This window comes from Pseudomonas sp. HMSC057H01 (assembly GCF_001836405.1).
Lineage (GTDB): Bacteria > Pseudomonadota > Gammaproteobacteria > Pseudomonadales > Pseudomonadaceae > Pseudomonas > Pseudomonas aeruginosa.
Genome location: NZ_KV828506.1, coordinates 95243 through 113760 on the forward strand (window position 1 = coordinate 95243; position 18518 = coordinate 113760).

At 65.8% G+C, this 18518-nt stretch carries 16 protein-coding genes; 9 read left to right on the plus strand and 7 right to left on the minus strand.

All coding sequences use genetic code 11. From position 1 onward, the window contains the following. Positions 1-55: 55 nt before the first annotated feature. From secA to HMPREF2581_RS21455, 4 genes are all read left to right on the plus strand, one after another. Positions 56-2806, plus strand: coding sequence for a preprotein translocase subunit SecA (gene secA, locus HMPREF2581_RS21440; protein WP_003141268.1), 2751 nt, complete (start codon positions 56-58; stop codon positions 2804-2806). A gap of 146 nt (positions 2807-2952) precedes the next feature. Next, positions 2953-4170, plus strand: coding sequence for a bifunctional glutamate N-acetyltransferase/amino-acid acetyltransferase ArgJ (gene argJ, locus HMPREF2581_RS21445; protein ID WP_003110156.1), 1218 nt, complete (start codon positions 2953-2955; stop codon positions 4168-4170). Between the two features lie 120 nt (positions 4171-4290). Further along, positions 4291-4926 carry a glutathione S-transferase family protein gene (locus HMPREF2581_RS21450; RefSeq protein WP_003116203.1) on the plus strand — a complete coding sequence of 212 codons (636 nt, stop codon included), beginning with the start codon at positions 4291-4293 and terminating at the stop codon, positions 4924-4926. Between the two features lie 53 nt (positions 4927-4979). Beyond that, entirely contained in the window at positions 4980-5927 is a 948-nt protein-coding gene (locus HMPREF2581_RS21455) for a Nudix family hydrolase (protein ID WP_003110158.1), read from the plus strand. Positions 5928-5996: 69 nt separating this feature from the next. Here the strand turns inward: HMPREF2581_RS21455 and HMPREF2581_RS21460 are convergent, their stop codons facing one another. From HMPREF2581_RS21460 to HMPREF2581_RS21475, 4 genes are read right to left on the minus strand one after another with little or no spacing between them, the layout of a single operon-like run. Continuing rightward, positions 5997-6575: a cob(I)yrinic acid a,c-diamide adenosyltransferase gene (locus HMPREF2581_RS21460; RefSeq protein ID WP_003094089.1), complete on the minus strand. Its 579-nt coding sequence runs from the start codon at positions 6573-6575 to the stop codon at positions 5997-5999. A gap of 4 nt (positions 6576-6579) precedes the next feature. Then, the gene (locus tag HMPREF2581_RS21465) at positions 6580-8676 is read right to left on the minus strand and encodes a sensor histidine kinase (protein WP_003094087.1); all 2097 of its coding nucleotides are present in this window, start codon (positions 8674-8676) and stop codon (positions 6580-6582) included. Positions 8677-8726: 50 nt separating this feature from the next. Continuing rightward, positions 8727-9638: a putative 2-dehydropantoate 2-reductase gene (locus tag HMPREF2581_RS21470; protein WP_003141264.1), complete on the minus strand. Its 912-nt coding sequence runs from the start codon at positions 9636-9638 to the stop codon at positions 8727-8729. Positions 9639-9674: 36 nt separating this feature from the next. After that, entirely contained in the window at positions 9675-10775 is a 1101-nt protein-coding gene (locus HMPREF2581_RS21475) for a GGDEF domain-containing response regulator (protein ID WP_003106524.1), read from the minus strand. Positions 10776-10878: 103 nt separating this feature from the next. Here HMPREF2581_RS21475 and HMPREF2581_RS21480 point away from each other — a divergent pair, with 103 nt between their 5' ends. Beyond that, positions 10879-11358: a YajQ family cyclic di-GMP-binding protein gene (locus HMPREF2581_RS21480; RefSeq protein ID WP_003094081.1), complete on the plus strand. Its 480-nt coding sequence runs from the start codon at positions 10879-10881 to the stop codon at positions 11356-11358. A 232-nt stretch (positions 11359-11590) separates the two neighbouring features. After that, positions 11591-12427 (plus strand): mechanosensitive ion channel family protein, encoded by an 837-nt coding sequence (locus HMPREF2581_RS21485; protein ID WP_003094078.1) that lies wholly within the window; start codon positions 11591-11593, stop codon positions 12425-12427. Positions 12428-12483: 56 nt separating this feature from the next. Here HMPREF2581_RS21485 and ampG read toward each other — a convergent pair whose 3' ends face one another. Both ampG and HMPREF2581_RS21495 read right to left on the minus strand, forming a co-directional pair. Then, complete coding sequence (gene ampG / locus HMPREF2581_RS21490; protein ID WP_003094076.1) at positions 12484-14268, minus strand: MFS transporter AmpG; 1785 nt, start codon at positions 14266-14268, stop codon at positions 12484-12486. 42 nt (positions 14269-14310) lie between these two features. Next, on the minus strand, positions 14311-14694 hold the full coding sequence (locus tag HMPREF2581_RS21495; protein ID WP_003141261.1) for an MGMT family protein: 384 nt from the start codon (positions 14692-14694) through the stop codon (positions 14311-14313). Here HMPREF2581_RS21495 and HMPREF2581_RS21500 point away from each other — a divergent pair. Both HMPREF2581_RS21500 and HMPREF2581_RS21505 read left to right on the plus strand, forming a co-directional pair. Next, complete coding sequence (locus tag HMPREF2581_RS21500; RefSeq protein ID WP_003120893.1) at positions 14693-15694, plus strand: DUF481 domain-containing protein; 1002 nt, start codon at positions 14693-14695, stop codon at positions 15692-15694. The two genes, HMPREF2581_RS21495 and HMPREF2581_RS21500, sit on opposite strands and share 2 nt — an antisense overlap. Positions 15695-15808: 114 nt before the next feature. Further along, positions 15809-16816 (plus strand): DUF481 domain-containing protein, encoded by a 1008-nt coding sequence (locus HMPREF2581_RS21505; RefSeq protein WP_083329342.1) that lies wholly within the window; start codon positions 15809-15811, stop codon positions 16814-16816. Between the two features lie 58 nt (positions 16817-16874). Here the strand turns inward: HMPREF2581_RS21505 and HMPREF2581_RS21510 are convergent, their stop codons facing one another. Next, positions 16875-17633 (minus strand): SDR family oxidoreductase, encoded by a 759-nt coding sequence (locus HMPREF2581_RS21510; RefSeq protein WP_003094072.1) that lies wholly within the window; start codon positions 17631-17633, stop codon positions 16875-16877. A 108-nt stretch (positions 17634-17741) separates the two neighbouring features. Between HMPREF2581_RS21510 and HMPREF2581_RS21515 the strand changes: the two genes are divergently transcribed. Then, positions 17742-18476: a HugZ family pyridoxamine 5'-phosphate oxidase gene (locus HMPREF2581_RS21515; RefSeq protein ID WP_003112758.1), complete on the plus strand. Its 735-nt coding sequence runs from the start codon at positions 17742-17744 to the stop codon at positions 18474-18476. Positions 18477-18518: the final 42 nt, after the last annotated feature.

Sequence of the window (18518 nt, forward strand, 5' to 3'; positions counted from 1 at the left end):
CGGGCCGCCGGATGGGTGAGCCTTCCATTCCCCACGTGTGGATGACCAAGTCGATATGTTTGCGCCTTTGTTGAAGAAACTCTTTGGAAGCAAGAACGAGCGTGATGTAAAGCGCATGGCCAAGGCTGTACAGGCCATCAATGCGCTCGAGCCCCAGATGGTGGCGCTCTCCGACGAGCAGTTGAAGGCGAAAACGGCTGAATTCCAGCAGCGCTACGCCAAGGGCGAAACGCTCGACCAATTGCTGCCCGAAGCCTTCGCCGTGGTTCGCGAGGCTGGCAAGCGGGTGATGGGCATGCGCCACTTCGACGTCCAGCTGATCGGCGGCATGACCCTGCACGACGGCAAGATCGCCGAAATGCGTACCGGCGAGGGCAAGACCCTGGTGGGCACCCTGCCGGTCTACCTCAACGCGCTGTCCGGCAAGGGCGTGCACGTGGTCACGGTGAACGACTACCTGGCGCGCCGCGACGCCAACTGGATGCGCCCGCTGTACGAGTTCCTCGGCCTCAGCGTCGGCGTGGTCACTCCCTTCCAGCCGCCGGAAGACAAGCGCGCCGCCTACGCCGCCGATATCACCTACGGCACCAACAACGAATTCGGCTTCGATTACCTGCGCGACAACATGGCCTTCAGCCTGGACGACAAGTTCCAGCGCGAGCTGAACTTCGCCGTGGTCGACGAAGTGGACTCGATCCTCATCGACGAGGCGCGTACCCCGCTGATCATCTCCGGCCAGGCCGAAGACAGCTCCGAGCTGTACATCAAGATCAACAAGCTGATCCCGCGTCTCAATCGCCAGGTCGAAGAGGTCGAGGGCAAGCCGACCGAGGAAGGCCACTACAGCATCGACGAGAAGACCCGCCAGGTCGAACTCAACGAGCAGGGCCACCAGTTCATCGAGGACCTGCTGAGCCAGAACGGCCTGCTCGGCGAAGGCGAGAGCCTCTATTCGGCGCACAACCTGAGCCTGCTGACCCACGTCTACGCAGCGCTGCGCGCGCACACCCTGTTCCACCGCAACGTCGAGTACATCGTCCAGGGCGACCAGATCCTCCTGATCGACGAGCACACCGGCCGCACCATGCCTGGCCGTCGCCTGTCCGAGGGCCTGCACCAGGCCATCGAGGCGAAGGAGGGCCTGCCGATCCAGGCCGAGAGCCAGACCCTGGCCTCCACCACCTTCCAGAACTATTTCCGCCTGTACAACAAGCTGGCCGGCATGACCGGCACCGCCGATACCGAGGCCTTCGAGTTCCGCCAGATCTACGGTCTCGACGTGGTGGTGATCCCGACCCACCGGCCGATCGCGCGCAAGGACTTCAACGACCTGGTCTACCTGACCCAGGAAGAGAAGTACGCGGCGATCATCACCGACATCAAGCAGTGCCAGGCCCTCGGCCGGCCGATCCTGGTCGGCACCGCGTCGATCGAGAGTTCCGAGTACGTTTCCAAGCTGTTGCAAGAGGCAGGCATCGAGCACAAGGTGCTCAACGCCAAGTACCATGAGAAGGAAGCCGAGATCATCGCCCAGGCTGGCGCGCCCGGTTCGGTGACCATCGCCACCAACATGGCCGGCCGCGGTACCGACATCCTCCTCGGTGGCAACTGGGAAGTCGAAGTCGCGGCCCTGGAGAACCCCACCGAGGAGCAGATCGCCCAGATCAAGGCCGAATGGCAGAAGCGCCACCAGCAGGTGATCGAGGCGGGTGGCCTGCACGTGATCGCCTCCGAGCGCCACGAATCCCGCCGGATCGACAACCAGTTGCGCGGCCGTGCCGGTCGTCAGGGCGACCCGGGTTCCAGCCGCTTCTACCTGTCGCTGGAAGACAACCTGATGCGGATCTTCGCCTCCGACCGGGTGAAGAACTTCATGAAGGCGCTGGGCATGCAGTCCGGCGAGGCGATCGAGCACCGCATGGTGACCAACGCCATCGAGAAGGCCCAGCGCAAGGTCGAAGGGCGCAACTTCGACATCCGCAAGCAACTGCTGGAATTCGATGACGTAGCCAACGAGCAGCGCAAGGTGATCTACCACATGCGCAACACCCTGCTGTCGGCAGAGGACGTGGGCGAGACCATCAAGGAGTTCCGCGAGGAAACCCTCAGCGCCACCATCAACCAACACATTCCGCCGCAGTCGCTGCCCGAGCAGTGGGACATCGAAGGCCTGGAGGCCGCGCTGTACAGCGACTTCGCCGTGCGCCTGCCGATCCAGCAGTGGCTGGACGAAGACGACAAGCTGTACGAGGAAACCCTGCGTAGCAAGATCCTCGAGCAGATCGTCGCCGCCTACTACGAGAAGGAAGAGCTGGCCGGCGCCGAAGCCCTGCGCGCCTTCGAGAAGCAGATGCTGCTGCGGGTACTGGACGACCTGTGGAAGGACCACCTGTCGACCATGGACCACCTGCGGCACGGCATCCACCTGCGTGGCTACGCGCAGAAGAATCCGAAGCAGGAATACAAGCGCGAGTCCTTCACCCTGTTCCAGGAGTTGCTGGACTCGATCAAGCGCGACACCATCCGCGTGCTGTCCCACGTCCAGGTCCGTCGCGAAGACCCGGCCGAAGAGGAGGCCCGCCTGCGTCGCGAGGCGGAGGAACTGGCCAAGCGCATGCAGTTCCAGCACGCCGAGGCTCCCTCGATGGAGCAGGCCGTGGCCGGCGAGGAAGAAGAGCTTCCCGAGGGCCCGGCTCCGGTCGTGCCGCTCGAGCCTGTGCGCAACGAGCAGAAGATCGGCCGCAACGAGCCTTGCCCGTGCGGTTCCGGCAAGAAATACAAGCACTGCCACGGGCAGCTGGACTAAGCTTCCCGCCTGGTTCACCAACGCCGCGACCGGTCCTGCCGCTCGCGGCGTTTGTTCGAATTGGCGCCAGACCGGCGCCGATGCGTTTTCCGTCACGCCGTCGCAGACGGCATCGAGTCCACTGTTTGGTAAAGGAGCGCGTTCCCATGGCTGTCGGTCTTGGCCCCCTGTCCACCCTGCACCCGGTCCCCGGTTTCGAACTCGGCATCGCTTCCGCCGGCATCAAGCGACCGGGGCGCAAAGACGTGGTGGTCATGCGCTGCGCCGAAGGCTCCAGCGTGGCCGGGGTGTTCACCCTGAACGCGTTCTGTGCCGCGCCGGTGACCCTGGCCAAGCAGCGTTTCCTCGGTGAGGTGCGCTACCTGTTGACCAATACCGGCAACGCCAACGCCGGTACCGGCGAGGCCGGCCTCGCCGCCGCCGCGCAAACCTGCGCCAAGCTCGCCGAACTGGCCGGGGTCGCCGAGACTTCGGTGCTGCCATATTCCACCGGGGTGATCGGCGAACCCCTGCCGGTGGCCAAGATCGAGGCGGCGTTGCCTGCGGCCCTGGCCGACCTGGCCGAGGACCGCTGGGCCGAAGCTGCCGCGGGAATCATGACCACCGATACCCTGCCCAAGGGCGCCAGCCGCCAGTTCGTGCACGATGGCGTGACCGTCACCGTCACCGGGATCAGCAAGGGCGCCGGGATGATCAAGCCGAACATGGCGACCATGCTCGGTTATATCGCCACCGACGCCAAGGTCGCCCAGGGCGTGCTGCAGGATCTGTTGCGCGACGCCGCCAACAAGTCCTTCAACCGCATCACCATCGACGGCGATACCTCCACCAACGACTGCTGCATGCTGATCGCCACCGGTCGCGCGGCGCTGCCGGAAGTCACCCAGGCCAGCGGCGCGCTGTTCGCCGCGTTGAAGCAAGCGGTACTGGAGGTTTCCATGGAGCTGGCCCAGGCCATCGTTCGCGACGGCGAGGGCGCGACCAAGTTCGTCACTGTCCAGGTCAACGGCGGCGCCACTCACCAGGAGTGCCTGGATGTCGGCTACGCCGTGGCCCACTCGCCGCTGATCAAGACCGCGCTGTTCGCCTCCGACCCGAACTGGGGACGCATCCTCGCCGCGGTCGGACGTGCCGGCGTGGCCAATCTGGACGTGAGCAAGATCGACGTGTTCCTTGGCGACGTCTGTATCGCCAGCCGTGGCGGCCGGGCGGCCAGTTACACCGAGGAGCAGGGCGCGGCGGTGATGGCCCAGGCCGAGATCGGCATCCGCATCGAACTGGGACGCGGCACCTGCAGCGAGACCATCTGGACCACCGACCTGTCCCACGAATACGTGAAGATCAACGCAGAGTACCGCACCTGAAGCCAGGCATTCCGATCCTTCATCGATGGATGAAAATCGGGAATTTGCCATCGGTCCGTGCGCCTCTTAAGTTCTCTGGTGCATGGCCGTCCGCGTCGGGCGGCCGAAGAGGAGAGGCGCATGGCCCTGACCATCGTGATTGGCAATCGCAATGACTCGTCCTGGTCGCTGCGGGGCTGGCTGGCCCTGCGCATGAGCGGGGCGGCGTTCGACGAGATCCTCGTCCCGCTGGGGCGGCCCGATACCCGGGAGCGGATCCTGCAATATTCGCCGACCGGCAAGGTGCCCTTGCTGAAAAGCGAGGATGGCGACATCTGGGATTCCCTGGCCATCGCCGAGTACCTCGCCGAGCGCTTCCCCGAGGCCCACCTGTGGCCGCGCGGCGAGGCGGCGCGGGCGCTGGCCCGTTCGGTCTGCGCGGAAATGCACAGCGGTTTCGCCGCGTTGCGCGGCGAGCTGCCGATGGACCTGCGGCGCCAGCAGCCATTGGTGGAATTGTCCGAGGCGACACGACAGGATATTCAACGTATCTGCGAAGCCTGGGCGGATTGCCGGCGGCGCTTCGGCCAGGACGGTCCGTTCCTGTTCGGCCACGCCAGCCTGGCGGATGCGTTCTACGCACCGGTGGCGGCGCGTTTCCGCAGTTATGCGGTGGAATTGCCGGATATCGCCCGGACCTATGTCGAGACGATTTATCAGTGGCCTGCGTTCCGCGCCTGGTACGACGCGGCATTGCGCGAGCAGGCCGGTAGTTGATGGCCGTCCGCCGCTTCCGGCGGTGCGTGACGGCAGTAGCGAGGAGATGATCCGTGAAACGAGTACATGTCGCCGCGGCCGTGATTCGTGGCTCCGATGGCCGGGTGCTGATCGCCCGGCGGCCGGAAGACAAGCATCAGGGCGGCCTGTGGGAGTTTCCCGGGGGCAAGGTGGAGGACGGCGAGCCGGTGCGCGCGGCGTTGGCCCGTGAGCTGGAAGAGGAACTGGGCATCCGTGTCGAGCGGGCCCGGCCGCTGATCCAGGTTCGCCACGACTATGCCGACAAGCACGTCCTGCTCGATGTCTGGGAGGTCGACGGGTTTTCCGGCGAAGCCCACGGCGTCGAGGGCCAACCGCTGGCCTGGGTGGAGCCGCGCGAGCTGGCGGACTACGAGTTCCCCGCCGCCAACGCGCCGATCGTCCAGGCCGCGCGCCTGCCGGCGCACTATCTGATCACCCCGGACGGCCTGGAGCCGGGCGAGCTGATCAGCGGCGTACGCAAGGCGGTGGAGGCGGGCATCCGCCTCATCCAGTTGCGCGCGCCGAACATGTTCAGTCCCGAATACCGCGATCTCGCCATTGATATCCAGGGACTCTGCGCCGGCAAGGCGCAACTGATGCTGAAAGGCCCGCTGGAGTGGCTGGGCGACTTCCCGGCTGCCGGTTGGCACCTGACCTCCGCTCAACTGCGCAAATACGCCAGCGCCGGTCGGCCGTTCCCCGAAGGGCGCCTGCTGGCCGCCTCCTGCCACGACGCGGAGGAACTGGCCCTGGCCGCCTCGATGGGAGTGGAGTTCGTCACCCTTTCGCCGGTACAGCCGACCGAGAGCCATCCCGGCGAGCCGGCGCTGGGGTGGGACAAGGCCGCCGAACTGATCGCCGGCTTCAACCAGCCGGTCTACCTGCTGGGTGGCGTCGGTCCGCAGCAAGCCGAGCAGGCTTGGGAGCATGGAGCCCAGGGCGTGGCGGGTATCCGTGCGTTCTGGCCGGGCGGCCTTTGACGGTGGAATGAAGAAAAAAGGAGGCTTCGGCCTCTTTTTTTCGTCTCGATGCCGAGCCCTCGCTCGCCGTCAGTCCGGTTTTGCCGCCGCCTCCCAGAGAATCTCCGCCACGCCCTGGCGCCGGGCGATGGCGCGGGCGGCGACGAACAGCAGGTCGGAGAGCCGGTTCAGGTAGCGCAGGCCGACGCCCTCCAGCGTTTCCTCCTGGTCCAGCGCCTGGCAGCGCCGTTCGGCGCTGCGCGCCAGACTGCGGCAGACATGGGCCTGGGCGACCAGGCGGGAACCGCCGGGGAGGATGAAATTCTTCAGCGGGCCCAGCTCGTCGTTCCAGCGGTCGATGCAGCTTTCCAGGCGTGCCACTTCCGTCTCGTCCAGGGCCCGATACTCCGGCATCGCCAGCTCCCCGCCGAGGTCGAACAGGCGGTGTTGCACTGGCGCTAGCGCCTGGACGATCTCCTCCAGGCCGGGATGTGCGCCACGCGCTTCCAGCAGCTCGGCAAGGAGCAGGCCCAACTGGCTGTTCAATTCGTCCACCGCGCCGATCGCCTCGATGCGTGGATGGCTCTTGGGCACCCGGCGTCCGCCGGCCAGGCCGGTCTCGCCGCGGTCGCCGGTACGGGTGTAGATCTTCGACAATCGATTGCCCATGGTTTCAACCTTCCTCTTCGTCGCCCCGCCGCAGGCTGCTACCGGGTTGCGGCAGAGCGGGCGGCAGGGCCTTGGCTTGTGCCGGGGCGACCGCTTCGGAGCTTTCCAGCGGCAGGCGGATGCTGAAGCAGGTGCCGCGGCCCAGTTCCGAACGTACTTCCATCTGGCCCTTGTGATTGTTGGTGATGATGAAATACGAGACGGACAGGCCGAGACCGGTGCCCTGGCCGACTTCCTTGGTGGTGAAGAACGGCTCGAAGATACGCTTGCGCACCAGTTCGGGCATGCCGCTGCCGTTGTCTTCCACCTGGACTTCCGCCCAGGGCGGCGTCAGGCGCGTGCGCAGGACGATCCGACCCTGTTCGCCTTCCTCTTCGTCGTCGCGCTGGTGGATGGCCTGGGCGGCGTTCTTCAGCAGGTTGAGCAGGACCTGCTCGACCTCGTTGGCGATCACCGGCACCGGGCCGAGGTTGGGATCGAACTCGTGGACGATCTGCAACGACTTGAAGTCGAAGCCTTCGGCCAGGTCGAAGTCGTTGCCGGCGATTTCCACCGCCTGTTCGAGCAGTGCGGGCAGTTCGCAAGCGGTCATCTGCCGGTGGCTGCGGCGGCTGAAGGCGAGCATGTGGGTGACGATCTTCGCTGCCCGCGAGCCGGCGTGCTGGATGCCTTCCAGCAGGCGCGGGATGTCGCGGCCGTCGAGGTAGTGATTGATGTCTTCCAGCGGCACTCCGACCTCGGCCGCCAGCTCGACGTTCTTCGCCAGCTCCGGGGACAGGCGCCGCTTGATGTTCTGCACGTTGTGCAGGATCGCGCCGAGCGGGTTGTTGATCTCGTGGGCCATGCCGGCGGCGAGGCTGCCGACCGAGAGCATCTTCTCCGATTGCACCATCACTTCTTCCAGGCTCAGCCGCTGGGTGATGTCATCGATGCGGATCACCGCGCCGCGGCCGGTGCCGCCCATCAGCGGGTAGAAGGTCAGGGCGTAGTGGCGTGGCGTGTCGATCAGCGCCCAGGTGACCCGTTCGACACGCTCCACGCTGTGCTTCTCGGCAGCCCGGGTGAGCTGCGGAAGGAACGGCTTTAGCGAGGGAAAGGCGAGGAACACCGGCTGGTTGACCGCATCGTCCAGGCTGGTGCCGGAAAGCTGGCTGGCCTCCTGGTTCCACTGCGTGACGTAGAGTTGCTCGTCCACCGCGATCAGCGCCGAAGGCATGGAGTCGATGATGCTGTTGAGGTAGTGCTGGAAACCGGTGAGCTTCTTCTCGATCTTGCTGCGCACCTGCACTTCCAGTTCCAGCTTGCGGTTCGAGCGGCGGGTTTCCTCGGCCAGGCTCTGGGCCTGCTCGACCGCTTCCTGGGCATCGTCGCGGGCGCGCTTGAGCTGCTGCTCGCGGGCCTCGATGCGGGTCAGCATGGTGTTGAACGCGTCGGCCAGGCGGCCGATTTCGTCGCCGTTGCCGCGCTGGGCGCGGAGGGCGTAGTTCTCCTCGCGGGTGACCTGTCGCGACAGTTCCTCGAGATCGCGGATCGGCCGGGTGATCAGGCGGCGTATCTGCTGCGCCACCAGCAGCCAGAGCAGCACGCTGACGCCGAGGATCGCCAGGCTGGCGGTGAGGGTTCCGGTGTAGAACGCGCTCGGCAGTTCGCCGCTGGCCACCAGCAGCAGGTAGCCGGGGCGGGCGTTTTCCTGGGGCAGTTCGATCAGCGCGTTGAGGCGGTACTCGCCGCGCCTCCAGTGCTCCAGGCGGTCCAGGCGGGTCGGCAGCTTGAGGGTGTCGCCGCGTTGCAGGTCGGCCAGCATCAGCCCATTGCTGTCGTACAGGGCCGCGGCGCGCAACGGCTGGTAATCGTTGAGCTGGCGCAGCAGGACCTCGGCGGTCTGCGGCGAACTGAGTGCCGGCTGGCTGAGCGCCGGGTTGGCGATCAGCCGGCCGATGGTCTGCATCGCCTGGGGGGCGACGCTCTCCTGGGAAATCCAGTAGGCGGCGCTGATGAACGCCAGGTTGGCCACCAGCAGCACGGTGGCCAGCAGGATCAGCAGGGCGGCGAGCAGTTTCTGCCCTACGGGCAGGTTGTCGAGGCGCTGGCGCAGGTTCATGGGCTCTGGCGGTCCGCGGCGAAAAGGAATGGCGGGCAGGGTAACGCGCTTTAGCGGTCGGGCAAACCGCGCTGGCGCAGATGGGCCTGGAGGCGGGCGAGCAAGGTTCCTAGGCGCGGCAACGGTAGTCCCAGGCGCTGCCCGTGCTGGCAGGCGTAGCCGAGCAGGTAGCCGATTTCCGTGCGCCGGCCGCGGGTGACGTCCTGATGCATCGAGGAATAGTTGGCCGCGGTGGCGTCGATCACCGCCCGGACATCCTCCAGCAGGCTCCTGGCGGCGGCGTCGTAGCCGCTGGCGTGGAGCAACTGGCCGAGTTCGTCGCAAAGCGCGGCGATCTCTTCCGGGTGCTGCCGCAGGCCGCCGTTGTGGCAATCGTGGAGGACGGTCAGCGGGTTGATCGCGCAGTTCAGGGCCAGCTTGCGCCACAGGCGTTCGAGGATGTCGTCGCTCCAGCTGTGCGGGATCCCGGCCTGGGACAGCTGCGCCAGCCAGGCGGGGGCGCTTGTGTCGCGCGGATCGCCGAGCCAGGTGTGCCCGCGGCCGGCGAAGACCACGCGGAAATCGCCATCGCGGAACGCGCCTTCGGTGCTGGAGGCGAACAGGCAGCGGCTGCGCGGCAGGCGGGCGGCGACCGCCTGCTGGCTGCCCAGGCCGTTCTGCAGCAACAGCAGTTCGGCGTTGCCGGCCAGGCGATGGGCCACGCTGGAGGCGGCTTCCTCCGCGTCGTAGGCCTTGCAGGCCAGCAGCAGGCGCTGGATGGGTTGCCCGCCGTCCGGGGTTTCCGCGGCGATCGGGTAGAGGCTGGCCTGGCCGTCTTCCACCAGGTTCAGTCCGCCGGCCTGTTGGTAGCGGCGCAGGCGCTGGCGGTCGCGCAGGATCAGGCGGACGGGCAGGCCGGCGCGCCCGAGGCGCGCGGCCCAGAGGCTGCCGAGGCTACCGGCGCCGAGGATATGCCAGGTCATGGTGGCTACTGCGAATGGCTGACGATAGAGCGAAGTCTAGCGCAGTGCCGGTAGCCGGCAGGTTGCGATCCTGCCGCTGGCATAGGCATCGGGCAACAGGGCCTCGGTGCGCTGCAGCAGTTCGTCGATGCCCAGCGGCAATGCCCCGCTGTCGAGGCCGAGCATGGCGATGCCGGCTTTCAGGCTGATGAAGCCTTCGCTGGTCTTGAAGGCCTTCAGGTTGAGCCCGTCGTGCAGCCGCTTGAAGCTGCTCGACGAGCATTCGTGCAGGTCCTCCACCAAGGTGATCAGGGCGAAATGCTGCTCGTCCAGGCGCACCAGCACGTCCAGCGGCCGGACCAGCTGTTGCAGGCGCCTGGCCACGCCGAGCAGCAGCTCGCGATGGAAGGCCTCGCCGTGCCGCTGGCGCAGGACCGGTGCCTCGGGCATGCCGACCAGCAGGTAGCACAGCGCTCCACCGCGGGTTTCCACCTGGCGCAGGCTGTCGGCCAGCTTCTGGCGCAGGTAGCGGGGATTGCCGAGGCCGGTGAGGGTATCCACCAGGTTGCGTTCTTCCATCCGCGCGATGTTTTCGGTGAGCAGGCGGTTTTCCACCAGCAACCGTTGCAGGGTGTTGCACAGGCGGTCGGCTGCGTAGATGCGCGGCACCAGTTGCTCGTTCATCGCGGCCTTGCTGACGAAGTCGTCGACGCCGCGGTCGAAGGCCTCGCCGAGGACGTTCTCGCCTTCCTTGCCGGTGAGCAGGACGATATAGGTGTAGTGGTTGATGCTTTCGTCCAGTTGGCGGACCCGGGCGGTCAGTTCCAGGCCGTCCATCTCCGGCATCAGCCAGTCGGCCAGGAGCACGCTGACCGGGCGTTGTTCGAGCTGCTGCAGGGCCTCGCTGGCGCTGCTGGCGAAGCGGATGTCCTGGTAGCCGGCCTGGCTGAGGGCGCGGCCGATCATGGCGCTGGAAAACTTGGCGTCGTCGACGACCAGGATGCTGAGATCGGGGTTGGGCATGAACGGACTCGAGAAGAGGATGGGCGCCGGTACGCTGCCGGCAAGGGCCCGGTTCGTCGCGGGAGGCCGGGTCCCGGCCGCGGTCGCGCGCGCCATCGGGAAGAAATCGTCGGTCTCCGCCACACCGGCGGGCATTCGCTCGCGAGGGCTCGGTTATAATGGGCGGGCATTTTTTACCGTCAAGCCAGGCGCGGTTCCGTCTGTGAACCCTGTCGCGCCGTCCATCTGGAGAGATGACATGCCTTCGTTCGACGTGGTGTCCGAACTGGACAAACACGAGTTGACCAACGCCGTGGACAACGCCATCAAGGAACTGGATCGCCGTTTCGACCTGAAAGGCAAATGCAGTTTCGAAGCCAAGGACAAGTCGGTGACCCTCACCGCCGAAGCCGATTTCATGCTCGAGCAGATGCTCGACATCCTGCGTTCCAACCTGGTCAAGCGCAAGGTCGACAGCCAGTGCATGGAGATCAAGGATGCCTACCCGTCGGGCAAGGTGGTCAAGCAGGAAGTGAACTTCCGCGAGGGCATCGACAAGGACCTGGCGAAGAAGATCGTCGGCCTGATCAAGGAGCGCAAGCTCAAGGTCCAGGCCGCCATCCAGGGCGAGCAGGTGCGCGTCACCGGCAAGAAGCGCGACGATCTGCAGGAGGCCATCGCCCTGCTGCGCGGCGAATCCCTCGGCATGCCGCTGCAGTTCACCAACTTCCGCGATTGACGAGGTTTTTCGGAACCTCTCGCCATCCCGGGCATCGCAATAGGGAGTAGCGCCGCCGCGGCCTCTCCCGCGTTGTCCGCCCCTGTCGGCGCAGCGTCGGTTCGTCCGCGCTGAGCCGATTCGTATCCAGGCCCGGGAACGTCGGCCCACGGCGTCCGGGCAGGAATCTGCAAGCCCGTCCCGTTTCCGTTGCGGAAGGGAGGGGTGTTTTTTCGAGAAATGGAGGTAATGCATGGAATTGAACTACGACCGACTGGTGCAGCAGACCGAGTCCTGGCTGCCGATCGTGCTGGAGTACAGCGGCAAGGTCGCCCTGGCGCTGCTGACCCTGGCGATCGGCTGGTGGCTGATCAACACCCTGACCGGCCGGGTCGGCGGCCTGCTCGCCAGGCGCAGCGTCGACCGCACCCTGCAGGGCTTCGTCGGCAGCCTGGTGAGCATCGTCCTGAAGATCCTGCTGGTGGTCAGCGTGGCTTCCATGATCGGCATCCAGACCACCAGCTTCGTCGCCGCCATCGGCGCCGCCGGCCTGGCCATCGGTCTAGCCCTGCAGGGCAGCCTGGCTAACTTCGCTGGCGGCGTGCTGATCCTGCTGTTCCGCCCGTTCAAGGTCGGCGACTGGATCGAGGCGCAGGGCGTGGCCGGCACCGTGGATTCGATCCTGATCTTCCACACCGTGCTGCGTAGCGGCGACAACAAGCGGATCATCGTGCCCAACGGGGCGCTGTCCAACGGAACGGTGACCAACTACTCCGCCGAGCCGCTGCGCAAGGTGATCTTCGACGTCGGCATCGACTACGACGCCGACCTGAAGAATGCGCAGAACATTCTCCTGGCCATGGCCGACGATCCGCGGGTTCTGAAGGACCCGGCACCGGTGGCGGTGGTTTCCAATCTCGGCGAAAGCGCGATTACCCTGTCCCTGCGGGTCTGGGTGAAGAACGCCGACTACTGGGACGTGATGTTCATGTTCAACGAAAAGGCCCGCGACGCGCTGGGCAAGGAAGGTATCGGCATTCCCTTCCCGCAGCGGGTGGTCAAGGTTGTGCAGGGCGCGATGGCCGACTGAGGGCCCGCACGATCCACGAAAAAGGCCGGCGAATGCCGGCCTTTTTCATTCTTGCCTCAGTGCTGCTCGGCGTTCTGGTGACCCGGCGCCGGCGTCTCGCTGGACGGCGCGCGGCGCAGCCACAACCAGCCGATCAGCAGCAGGGTGGGAATGCCCATCACCGCGGTGACGTAGAAGAAGTGCTCGTAGCCGAGGCTCTCGACCATGGTTCCGGAGTAGCCGCCGATGAAGCGCGGCAGCAGGAGCATGGTCGAGCTGAGCATGGCGTACTGGGTGGCGGAGAACTTCAGGTTGGTCAGGCTCGACAGGTAGGCGACGAAGGCCGAGGCGGCGAGGCCGCCGCTGAAGTTGTCGAGGGTGATGGTCATCACCAGCATCAGCACGTGCGGCTCGAGCGCCATCACCAGGCTGATCACGTCATGGCTGGGCAGGGCCTCGGCGTGCAGCGGGCCGAGCTGGGCGAGCATGGCGAACAGCAGGTTGGTGGCAGCCGAAGCGGCACCGCCGATGAACAGGATGGAGAGGATGCTGAAGCGGGCGATCAGCACCCCGCCGGCGGCGGCGCCGATCAGGGTCATGAGTACGCCGAAGACCTTGCTGACACTGGCGATGACTTCCTTGGAGAAGCCCATGTCGATGTAGAAGACCCCGGCCATCACCCCCATCACCGTGTCCGACAGGCGATAGGTGGAGATCAGGCCGAGCAGCAGCAGGGCCTGCCAGCGATAACGCTGGACGAACTCGGTGATCGGCGTCAGCACCGGGGCCATCAGCAGGCGCCCGGGTGCCGACAGGCAGGACGCGGCGATCAGCAGGAACAGCGTGCCGCGCGGCCAGGCACCGGAGTAGTAGGCGCGGCACATGGCGGTGACGGTGACGAGGAGGATGATCAGCACCATCACCGAGACCGCCTGGTGGACGAAATCGAACAGCGGCACTTCCTTGCCGCGCGCCGCCACCAGCAGCGGCCTGCGCACGGTGGCGAGCAGTTCGCGGACCGGGCGGATCTGCTGGCGTCCCCACGGCGACAGGCAGATCCCCATGAGCAGCGCGTAGAGGCCGGCGCGCGGCCAGGCGCGGTCGAGGAGGGCGGTGATCATCGCCGGCAGCGAGATCAGCAGGATCAGCAGCAGGAGCACCGAGAGCAGTTGGTGGTTGAAGTCGAAACGCGACGGGTTGACGTGGATCGGCACGTCCACCGCCGGCTCGCGGATCAGCAGGCTGGTGACCAGCCCAGGCAGGATCAGCAGGGCGAACAACGCATAGGTCAGGCCCCAGGCCGATTGGCTGTAGTTGAGGCTGGTGGAGCCGAACCATTCGGCGAGAATCAGCGCGCCGGCGCTGGCCAGCAGGATCGCCGCGCGGTAGCCGGTCATGTAGCAGGCAGCGAGGGCGGCCTGGCGGCTATCCTCGGCGATTTCCAGGCGGTAGGCGTCGATCGCGATGTCCTGGGTGGCGGAGGCGAACGCCACCAGCAGGGCCAGGCCGATCAGCCAGGGCAGGTGGCTCTGCGGATTGCACAGGGCCATGCCGAGCAGTCCCAGGGCGATCAGCACCTGCGAGAACACCAGCCAGGAACGGCGCCGGCCGAGACGGCCGACGAAGGGCAGGCGCCACTGGTCGAGCATCGGCGACCAGACCCACTTGAAGGCGTACACCAGCCCCAGCCAACTGGCGAAACCGATGGTATCCCGCGCCACGCCGGCTTCGCGCAGCCACACCGACAGGGTGTTGAACACCAGCATGGTCGGCAGGCCGGCGGCGAAGCCGAGCAGCAGGAGGGCCAGGCTGGCGGGAGACTTGTAGGCGACCAGAGCCTCTCGCCAGGATTGCTGAGTCATGGGGTAACCGTTCCGCAAAAAATAACGCGCACTCTAACCGCTCTACTTCGCTGTAAGCCAGCCATGCCGACGTATGTCCACCCTGTCGTTGTGCAGGAGAACGCCTTCCTCGCGCAAGCGTGCGCGCTGTTCGCGACCGCCGGGACTGTCCGCCGGCAGGCTGATGCGACCGCCGGCGCCGAGAACCCGATGCCAGGGCAGGCGGGTATCCACCGGCAACTGGCTGAGCGTCCTGCCGACCCAGCGGGCGGCGCGGCCTAGGCCGGCCAATTCGGCCAGTTGCCCGTAGCTGACCACCTGCCCCGGCGGCACCTGCGCCAGCACCAGGTACAGGGCCTCGCGGCGCGCCTGGGCACTTGCCGGGTCGCTGCCAGCCCAGGCATGCTCAACGGTTTTCCCTTTCCTGTCCGCCTTGTGAACGCCCATGTCGCTCAGAGCCCTCTGTTCAATCGTCGTGATGCTCCTGGCCGGCCCCGCGCTGGCCGACACCGTATGGCTGGACAACGGCGACCGCCTGTCCGGCGAGATCGTGCTGATGGACGGCGGCAAGCTGGCGCTGAAGACCCGTTATGCCGGCCAGGTGCTGATCGATTGGAAGGATATCGACACCATCAGTTCCGACAAACCCCTGCTGATCAAGCAGCAGGGCGTATCCGGGCAGCGTAGCCGAACCCTGGAGGCGGCGGGCAAGGGCATGGTGCGGATCGTCGATGGCGGCAGCCATACCGTCCCGCTGGCCAGTATTCGCCAGATGGTGCCGCCGCGACCGCTGGTGGAGGACCTGGTCTGGGAGGGCAATCTCGACGTCAAGCTGGATAGCAAGCGCAACGACAGCGACAAGGACGAATGGAAGCTCAAGGGTGATACCCGGCTTCGCCATGGTGCCTGGCGCCACGTGCTGGCGGGGGAAGTGGAGCGGGAAAAGAAGGACGGGCGCAAGGTCGAGGACAACTGGGAGCTGGACTACGACCTCGATCGCTTCTTCGACGAACACTGGTTCTGGCGCGGCAGCTATTCGCAGAAGCACGATGCGATCGACAACCTGGAGCGCCAGAGCGCGCTGGGAACCGGCCCCGGCTACCAGTTCTGGGACGACGAACTCGGGCGTTTCGACCTGGTCGCCGAGATCAGTCGCTGGCAACTGGAGTGGCGCGATCAGCCGCGCGAGGATTTCACCTCCTATTCGCTGGAGTGGGACTACAAGCGGCTGCTCGCCGGGACCCGGCTGGAGCTGTACAGCAAGGGAACCGTGCTGGTTCCCGGCATCGAGCGGATCGACTACCTGCTCGACAGCGAATACGGCCTGCGCTATCGCCTGAACAGTTGGGCGCGTCTTTCGTTCCTCTATGAACTGGACCAGTTGCGCACCGAGGGGGGCACCCAGTCCGACCGGCATTACCTGATCGGGGTCGGCGTCGGCTGGTGATGCGGCTCACCTTTCGGTCGATCCGGCTGAACTTTACCGCCCGTGCCCCGGTCCTTGCTCTGCCGCCCGGCATTTGGATAATGCCGGCCTCTTCGAACCCAACTCAGTTGATTTGTGCTCATGTTGTCGAGAATCCTGCTGTGCCTCGCTGCCCTTGCAAGTTCCACCTCTGCCCTTGCCGATACGGTCTGGATGAAGAACGGTGACCGCCTTACCGGCAAGATCACCCTGTTCGACGGCGGCAAGCTGCTGCTGAAGACCGACTATGGCGGCGACATCACGCTCAAGTGGGACAAGATCTCCACCTTCGAGAGCGAGCAGAACCTGCTGGTCAAGCAGGATGCCGAGACCGGCGAGCATTCCAAGGGCATCAGGGCCGCCGGGCCGGGCCAGGTGACCCTGGTCAATGGCGAGCCGAAGACCGTGGAGCTGGCCAGCATCCAGCAGATGATGCCGCCCAAGCCGATCCTCCAGGACTGGGTATGGAACGGCAACGTCGATTTCTCGCTGGACCGCAAGCAGGCCGAGAACGATGTGTCCGACTACGACATCGATTTCAAGACCAACGCCCGCCACGGACTCTGGCGCCACAACGTGCAGGGCGAGTACAACCGCGAGAAGAAGAACGGCCTGGTCAGCACCGACAATTATTCCGGCCAGTACGCGCTGGACCGCTTCATCGACGACCACTGGTTCTGGCAGGGCCAGGTCGCCTACAAGCGCGACATGATCGAGGACCTGGCGAAGAAGCGTACCGTCGGTACCGGCCCTGGCTACCAGTTCTGGGACAACGAGCTGGGCGCGTTCTCCATTGCCACCCTGGTCAACCGCAACGACTACGAGTTCGCCGACGGCGAGAAGGAGCACTTCTATTCGTCGAGCTTCAAGTGGGGCTACAACCGCTACCTGCTGGCCAAGCAGTTCGAGCTGTTCACCAACGGCGAGGTCAGCAAGCCGCTGCAATCCGGCCTGGACTACGAGCTGCAGACCGAGGCGGGGATCCGCTACAAGCTGACCAGTTGGGCTTCGCTGAGCATGAAGGCGGAATGGGACAAGTTCAGCGGCAACGACGGCAACGTCAACCAGCGCCGCTATACCTTCGGCCTCGGGGTCGGCTGGTAAGCCGGCCTGCACGAAAAAGCCCCGCGATAGCGGGGCTTTTTCCTTGCCGGGCCGGGGTCTACAGGCGCAGGCCGCCGTCCAGTTCGAGAACGCGGCCGGTGTAGTAGTCGTTCTCGAAGATGTAGGCCACCGAATGGGCGATCTCCACCGGCTTGCCCATGCGCTTCAGAGGGATGCCGGCGGTCATCTTCTCCAGCGCTTCGGGTTTCATCCCGGCGGTCATCTCGGTCTCGATGAAGCCCGGCGCCACGCCGGCCACGCGGATGCCGTAGCGCGCCAGTTCCTTCGCCCAGACCACGGTATCCGCGGCGACCCCGGCCTTGGCTGCCGAGTAGTTGGCCTGGCCCATGTTGCCGGCGCGGGAGATCGAGGAAATGTTGACGATCGCGCCTTCGTTCTTCAGCTCGATCATCTTCGCCGCCACTTCGCGGGTGCAAAGGAACACACCGGTGAGGTTGACGTCGATCACCGATTGCCATTGGGCCAGGCTCATCTTGCTCAACTGGCCGTCCTTGACCTTGATGGTCAGGCCGTCGCGGAGGATGCCGGCGTTGTTGACCAGGCCGTTGATCGCGCCGAAGTCGCTGGCGACCTGGGCCACCATGTGGGTAACCTGTTCCTCGTCCGCCACGTTGCACACGTAGGCGCGAGCGTCGCCGCCGGCGGCCTTGCAGGCAGCGACGGCTTCGTCGAGACGTTCGCGGTTGAGATCGACCAGGGCCAGCCTGGCGCCCTTGCCGGCGAGATATTCGCCCATTGCCCGACCGAGCCCCTGGCAGCCGCCGGTGATGATGATGACCTTGTCTTTCAATTGCATTGCTTGGAACCCCACGAGCAGTTTCTGGAAGCGGACCTTGCCGGCACCTGCGAACGTACTTTGATATGCCCGTCCGTTTACGACGGACTCTATGCAAGGAGTCATAAATTGAGCGTTGAAGCTGCAAAGAATGCCCGAGAATTGCTGCTCAAGGAATACCGTGCGGTCCTTTCCACCCACTCGAAGAAATGGCCGGGCTTTCCTTTCGGCTCGGTGGTTCCCTATTGCCTGGATGCTGAAGGCCGGCCGCTGATCCTGATCAGCCGGATCGCCCAGCACACCCACAACCTGCAGGCGGACCCGCGCTGCTCGATGCTGGTAGGCGAGCGCGGCGCCGAGGATATCCAGGCTGTCGGCCGCCTCACCCTGCTGGCCGAGGCGCGGCAATTGGCGGAGGAGGAGGTCGCCGCGGCGGCCGAGCGCTATTACCGCTATTTCCCCGAGTCCGCCGACTACCATCGGGTCCACGATTTCGATTTCTGGGTGCTGCAGCCGGTCCAGTGGCGTTTCATCGGCGGTTTCGGCGCGATCCACTGGCTGGCCGCCGAGCGCGTGCCGCTGGCCAATCCGTTCGCCGGAGAAGCCGAGCGCGGCATGGTCGAGCACATGAACAGCGACCACGCCGCCGCCATCGCCCACTATGTGGAACTGGCCGGACTGCCGGCGCATGCCGCGGCGCAGCTGGCGGGAATTGATACAGAAGGTTTCCACCTGCGCATCGGCCAGGGCCTGCACTGGCTGCCGTTCCCCGCCGCCTGCGGCAACCCCGGGGCCGTGCGCCAGGCGCTGGTGCAACTGGCCAGGGCCGAGCGCTGGCCGACCGTCGAGCCGGAGCAGGGTTGAATTCTTCCCCGGCTGGCGCCAACTACTGGTGGTACCGGGGGC

Coding starts and splice junctions, on each gene's coding strand:
- HMPREF2581_RS21460 (WP_003094089.1), bottom strand. CDS start 6,575: ATGGGCAATCGATTGTCGAAGATCTACACCCGTACCGGCGACCGCGGC.
- HMPREF2581_RS21495 (WP_003141261.1), bottom strand. CDS start 14,694: ATGGGCGTTCACAAGGCGGACAGGAAAGGGAAAACCGTTGAGCATGCC.
- HMPREF2581_RS21475 (WP_003106524.1), bottom strand. CDS start 10,775: ATGCCCGCCGGTGTGGCGGAGACCGACGATTTCTTCCCGATGGCGCGC.
- HMPREF2581_RS21485 (WP_003094078.1), top strand. CDS start 11,591: ATGGAATTGAACTACGACCGACTGGTGCAGCAGACCGAGTCCTGGCTG.
- secA (WP_003141268.1), top strand. CDS start 56: ATGTTTGCGCCTTTGTTGAAGAAACTCTTTGGAAGCAAGAACGAGCGT.
- ampG (WP_003094076.1), bottom strand. CDS start 14,268: ATGACTCAGCAATCCTGGCGAGAGGCTCTGGTCGCCTACAAGTCTCCC.
- HMPREF2581_RS21480 (WP_003094081.1), top strand. CDS start 10,879: ATGCCTTCGTTCGACGTGGTGTCCGAACTGGACAAACACGAGTTGACC.
- HMPREF2581_RS21465 (WP_003094087.1), bottom strand. CDS start 8,676: ATGAACCTGCGCCAGCGCCTCGACAACCTGCCCGTAGGGCAGAAACTG.
- HMPREF2581_RS21470 (WP_003141264.1), bottom strand. CDS start 9,638: ATGACCTGGCATATCCTCGGCGCCGGTAGCCTCGGCAGCCTCTGGGCC.
- HMPREF2581_RS21510 (WP_003094072.1), bottom strand. CDS start 17,633: ATGCAATTGAAAGACAAGGTCATCATCATCACCGGCGGCTGCCAGGGG.
- HMPREF2581_RS21450 (WP_003116203.1), top strand. CDS start 4,291: ATGGCCCTGACCATCGTGATTGGCAATCGCAATGACTCGTCCTGGTCG.
- HMPREF2581_RS21500 (WP_003120893.1), top strand. CDS start 14,693: ATGTCGCTCAGAGCCCTCTGTTCAATCGTCGTGATGCTCCTGGCCGGC.
- argJ (WP_003110156.1), top strand. CDS start 2,953: ATGGCTGTCGGTCTTGGCCCCCTGTCCACCCTGCACCCGGTCCCCGGT.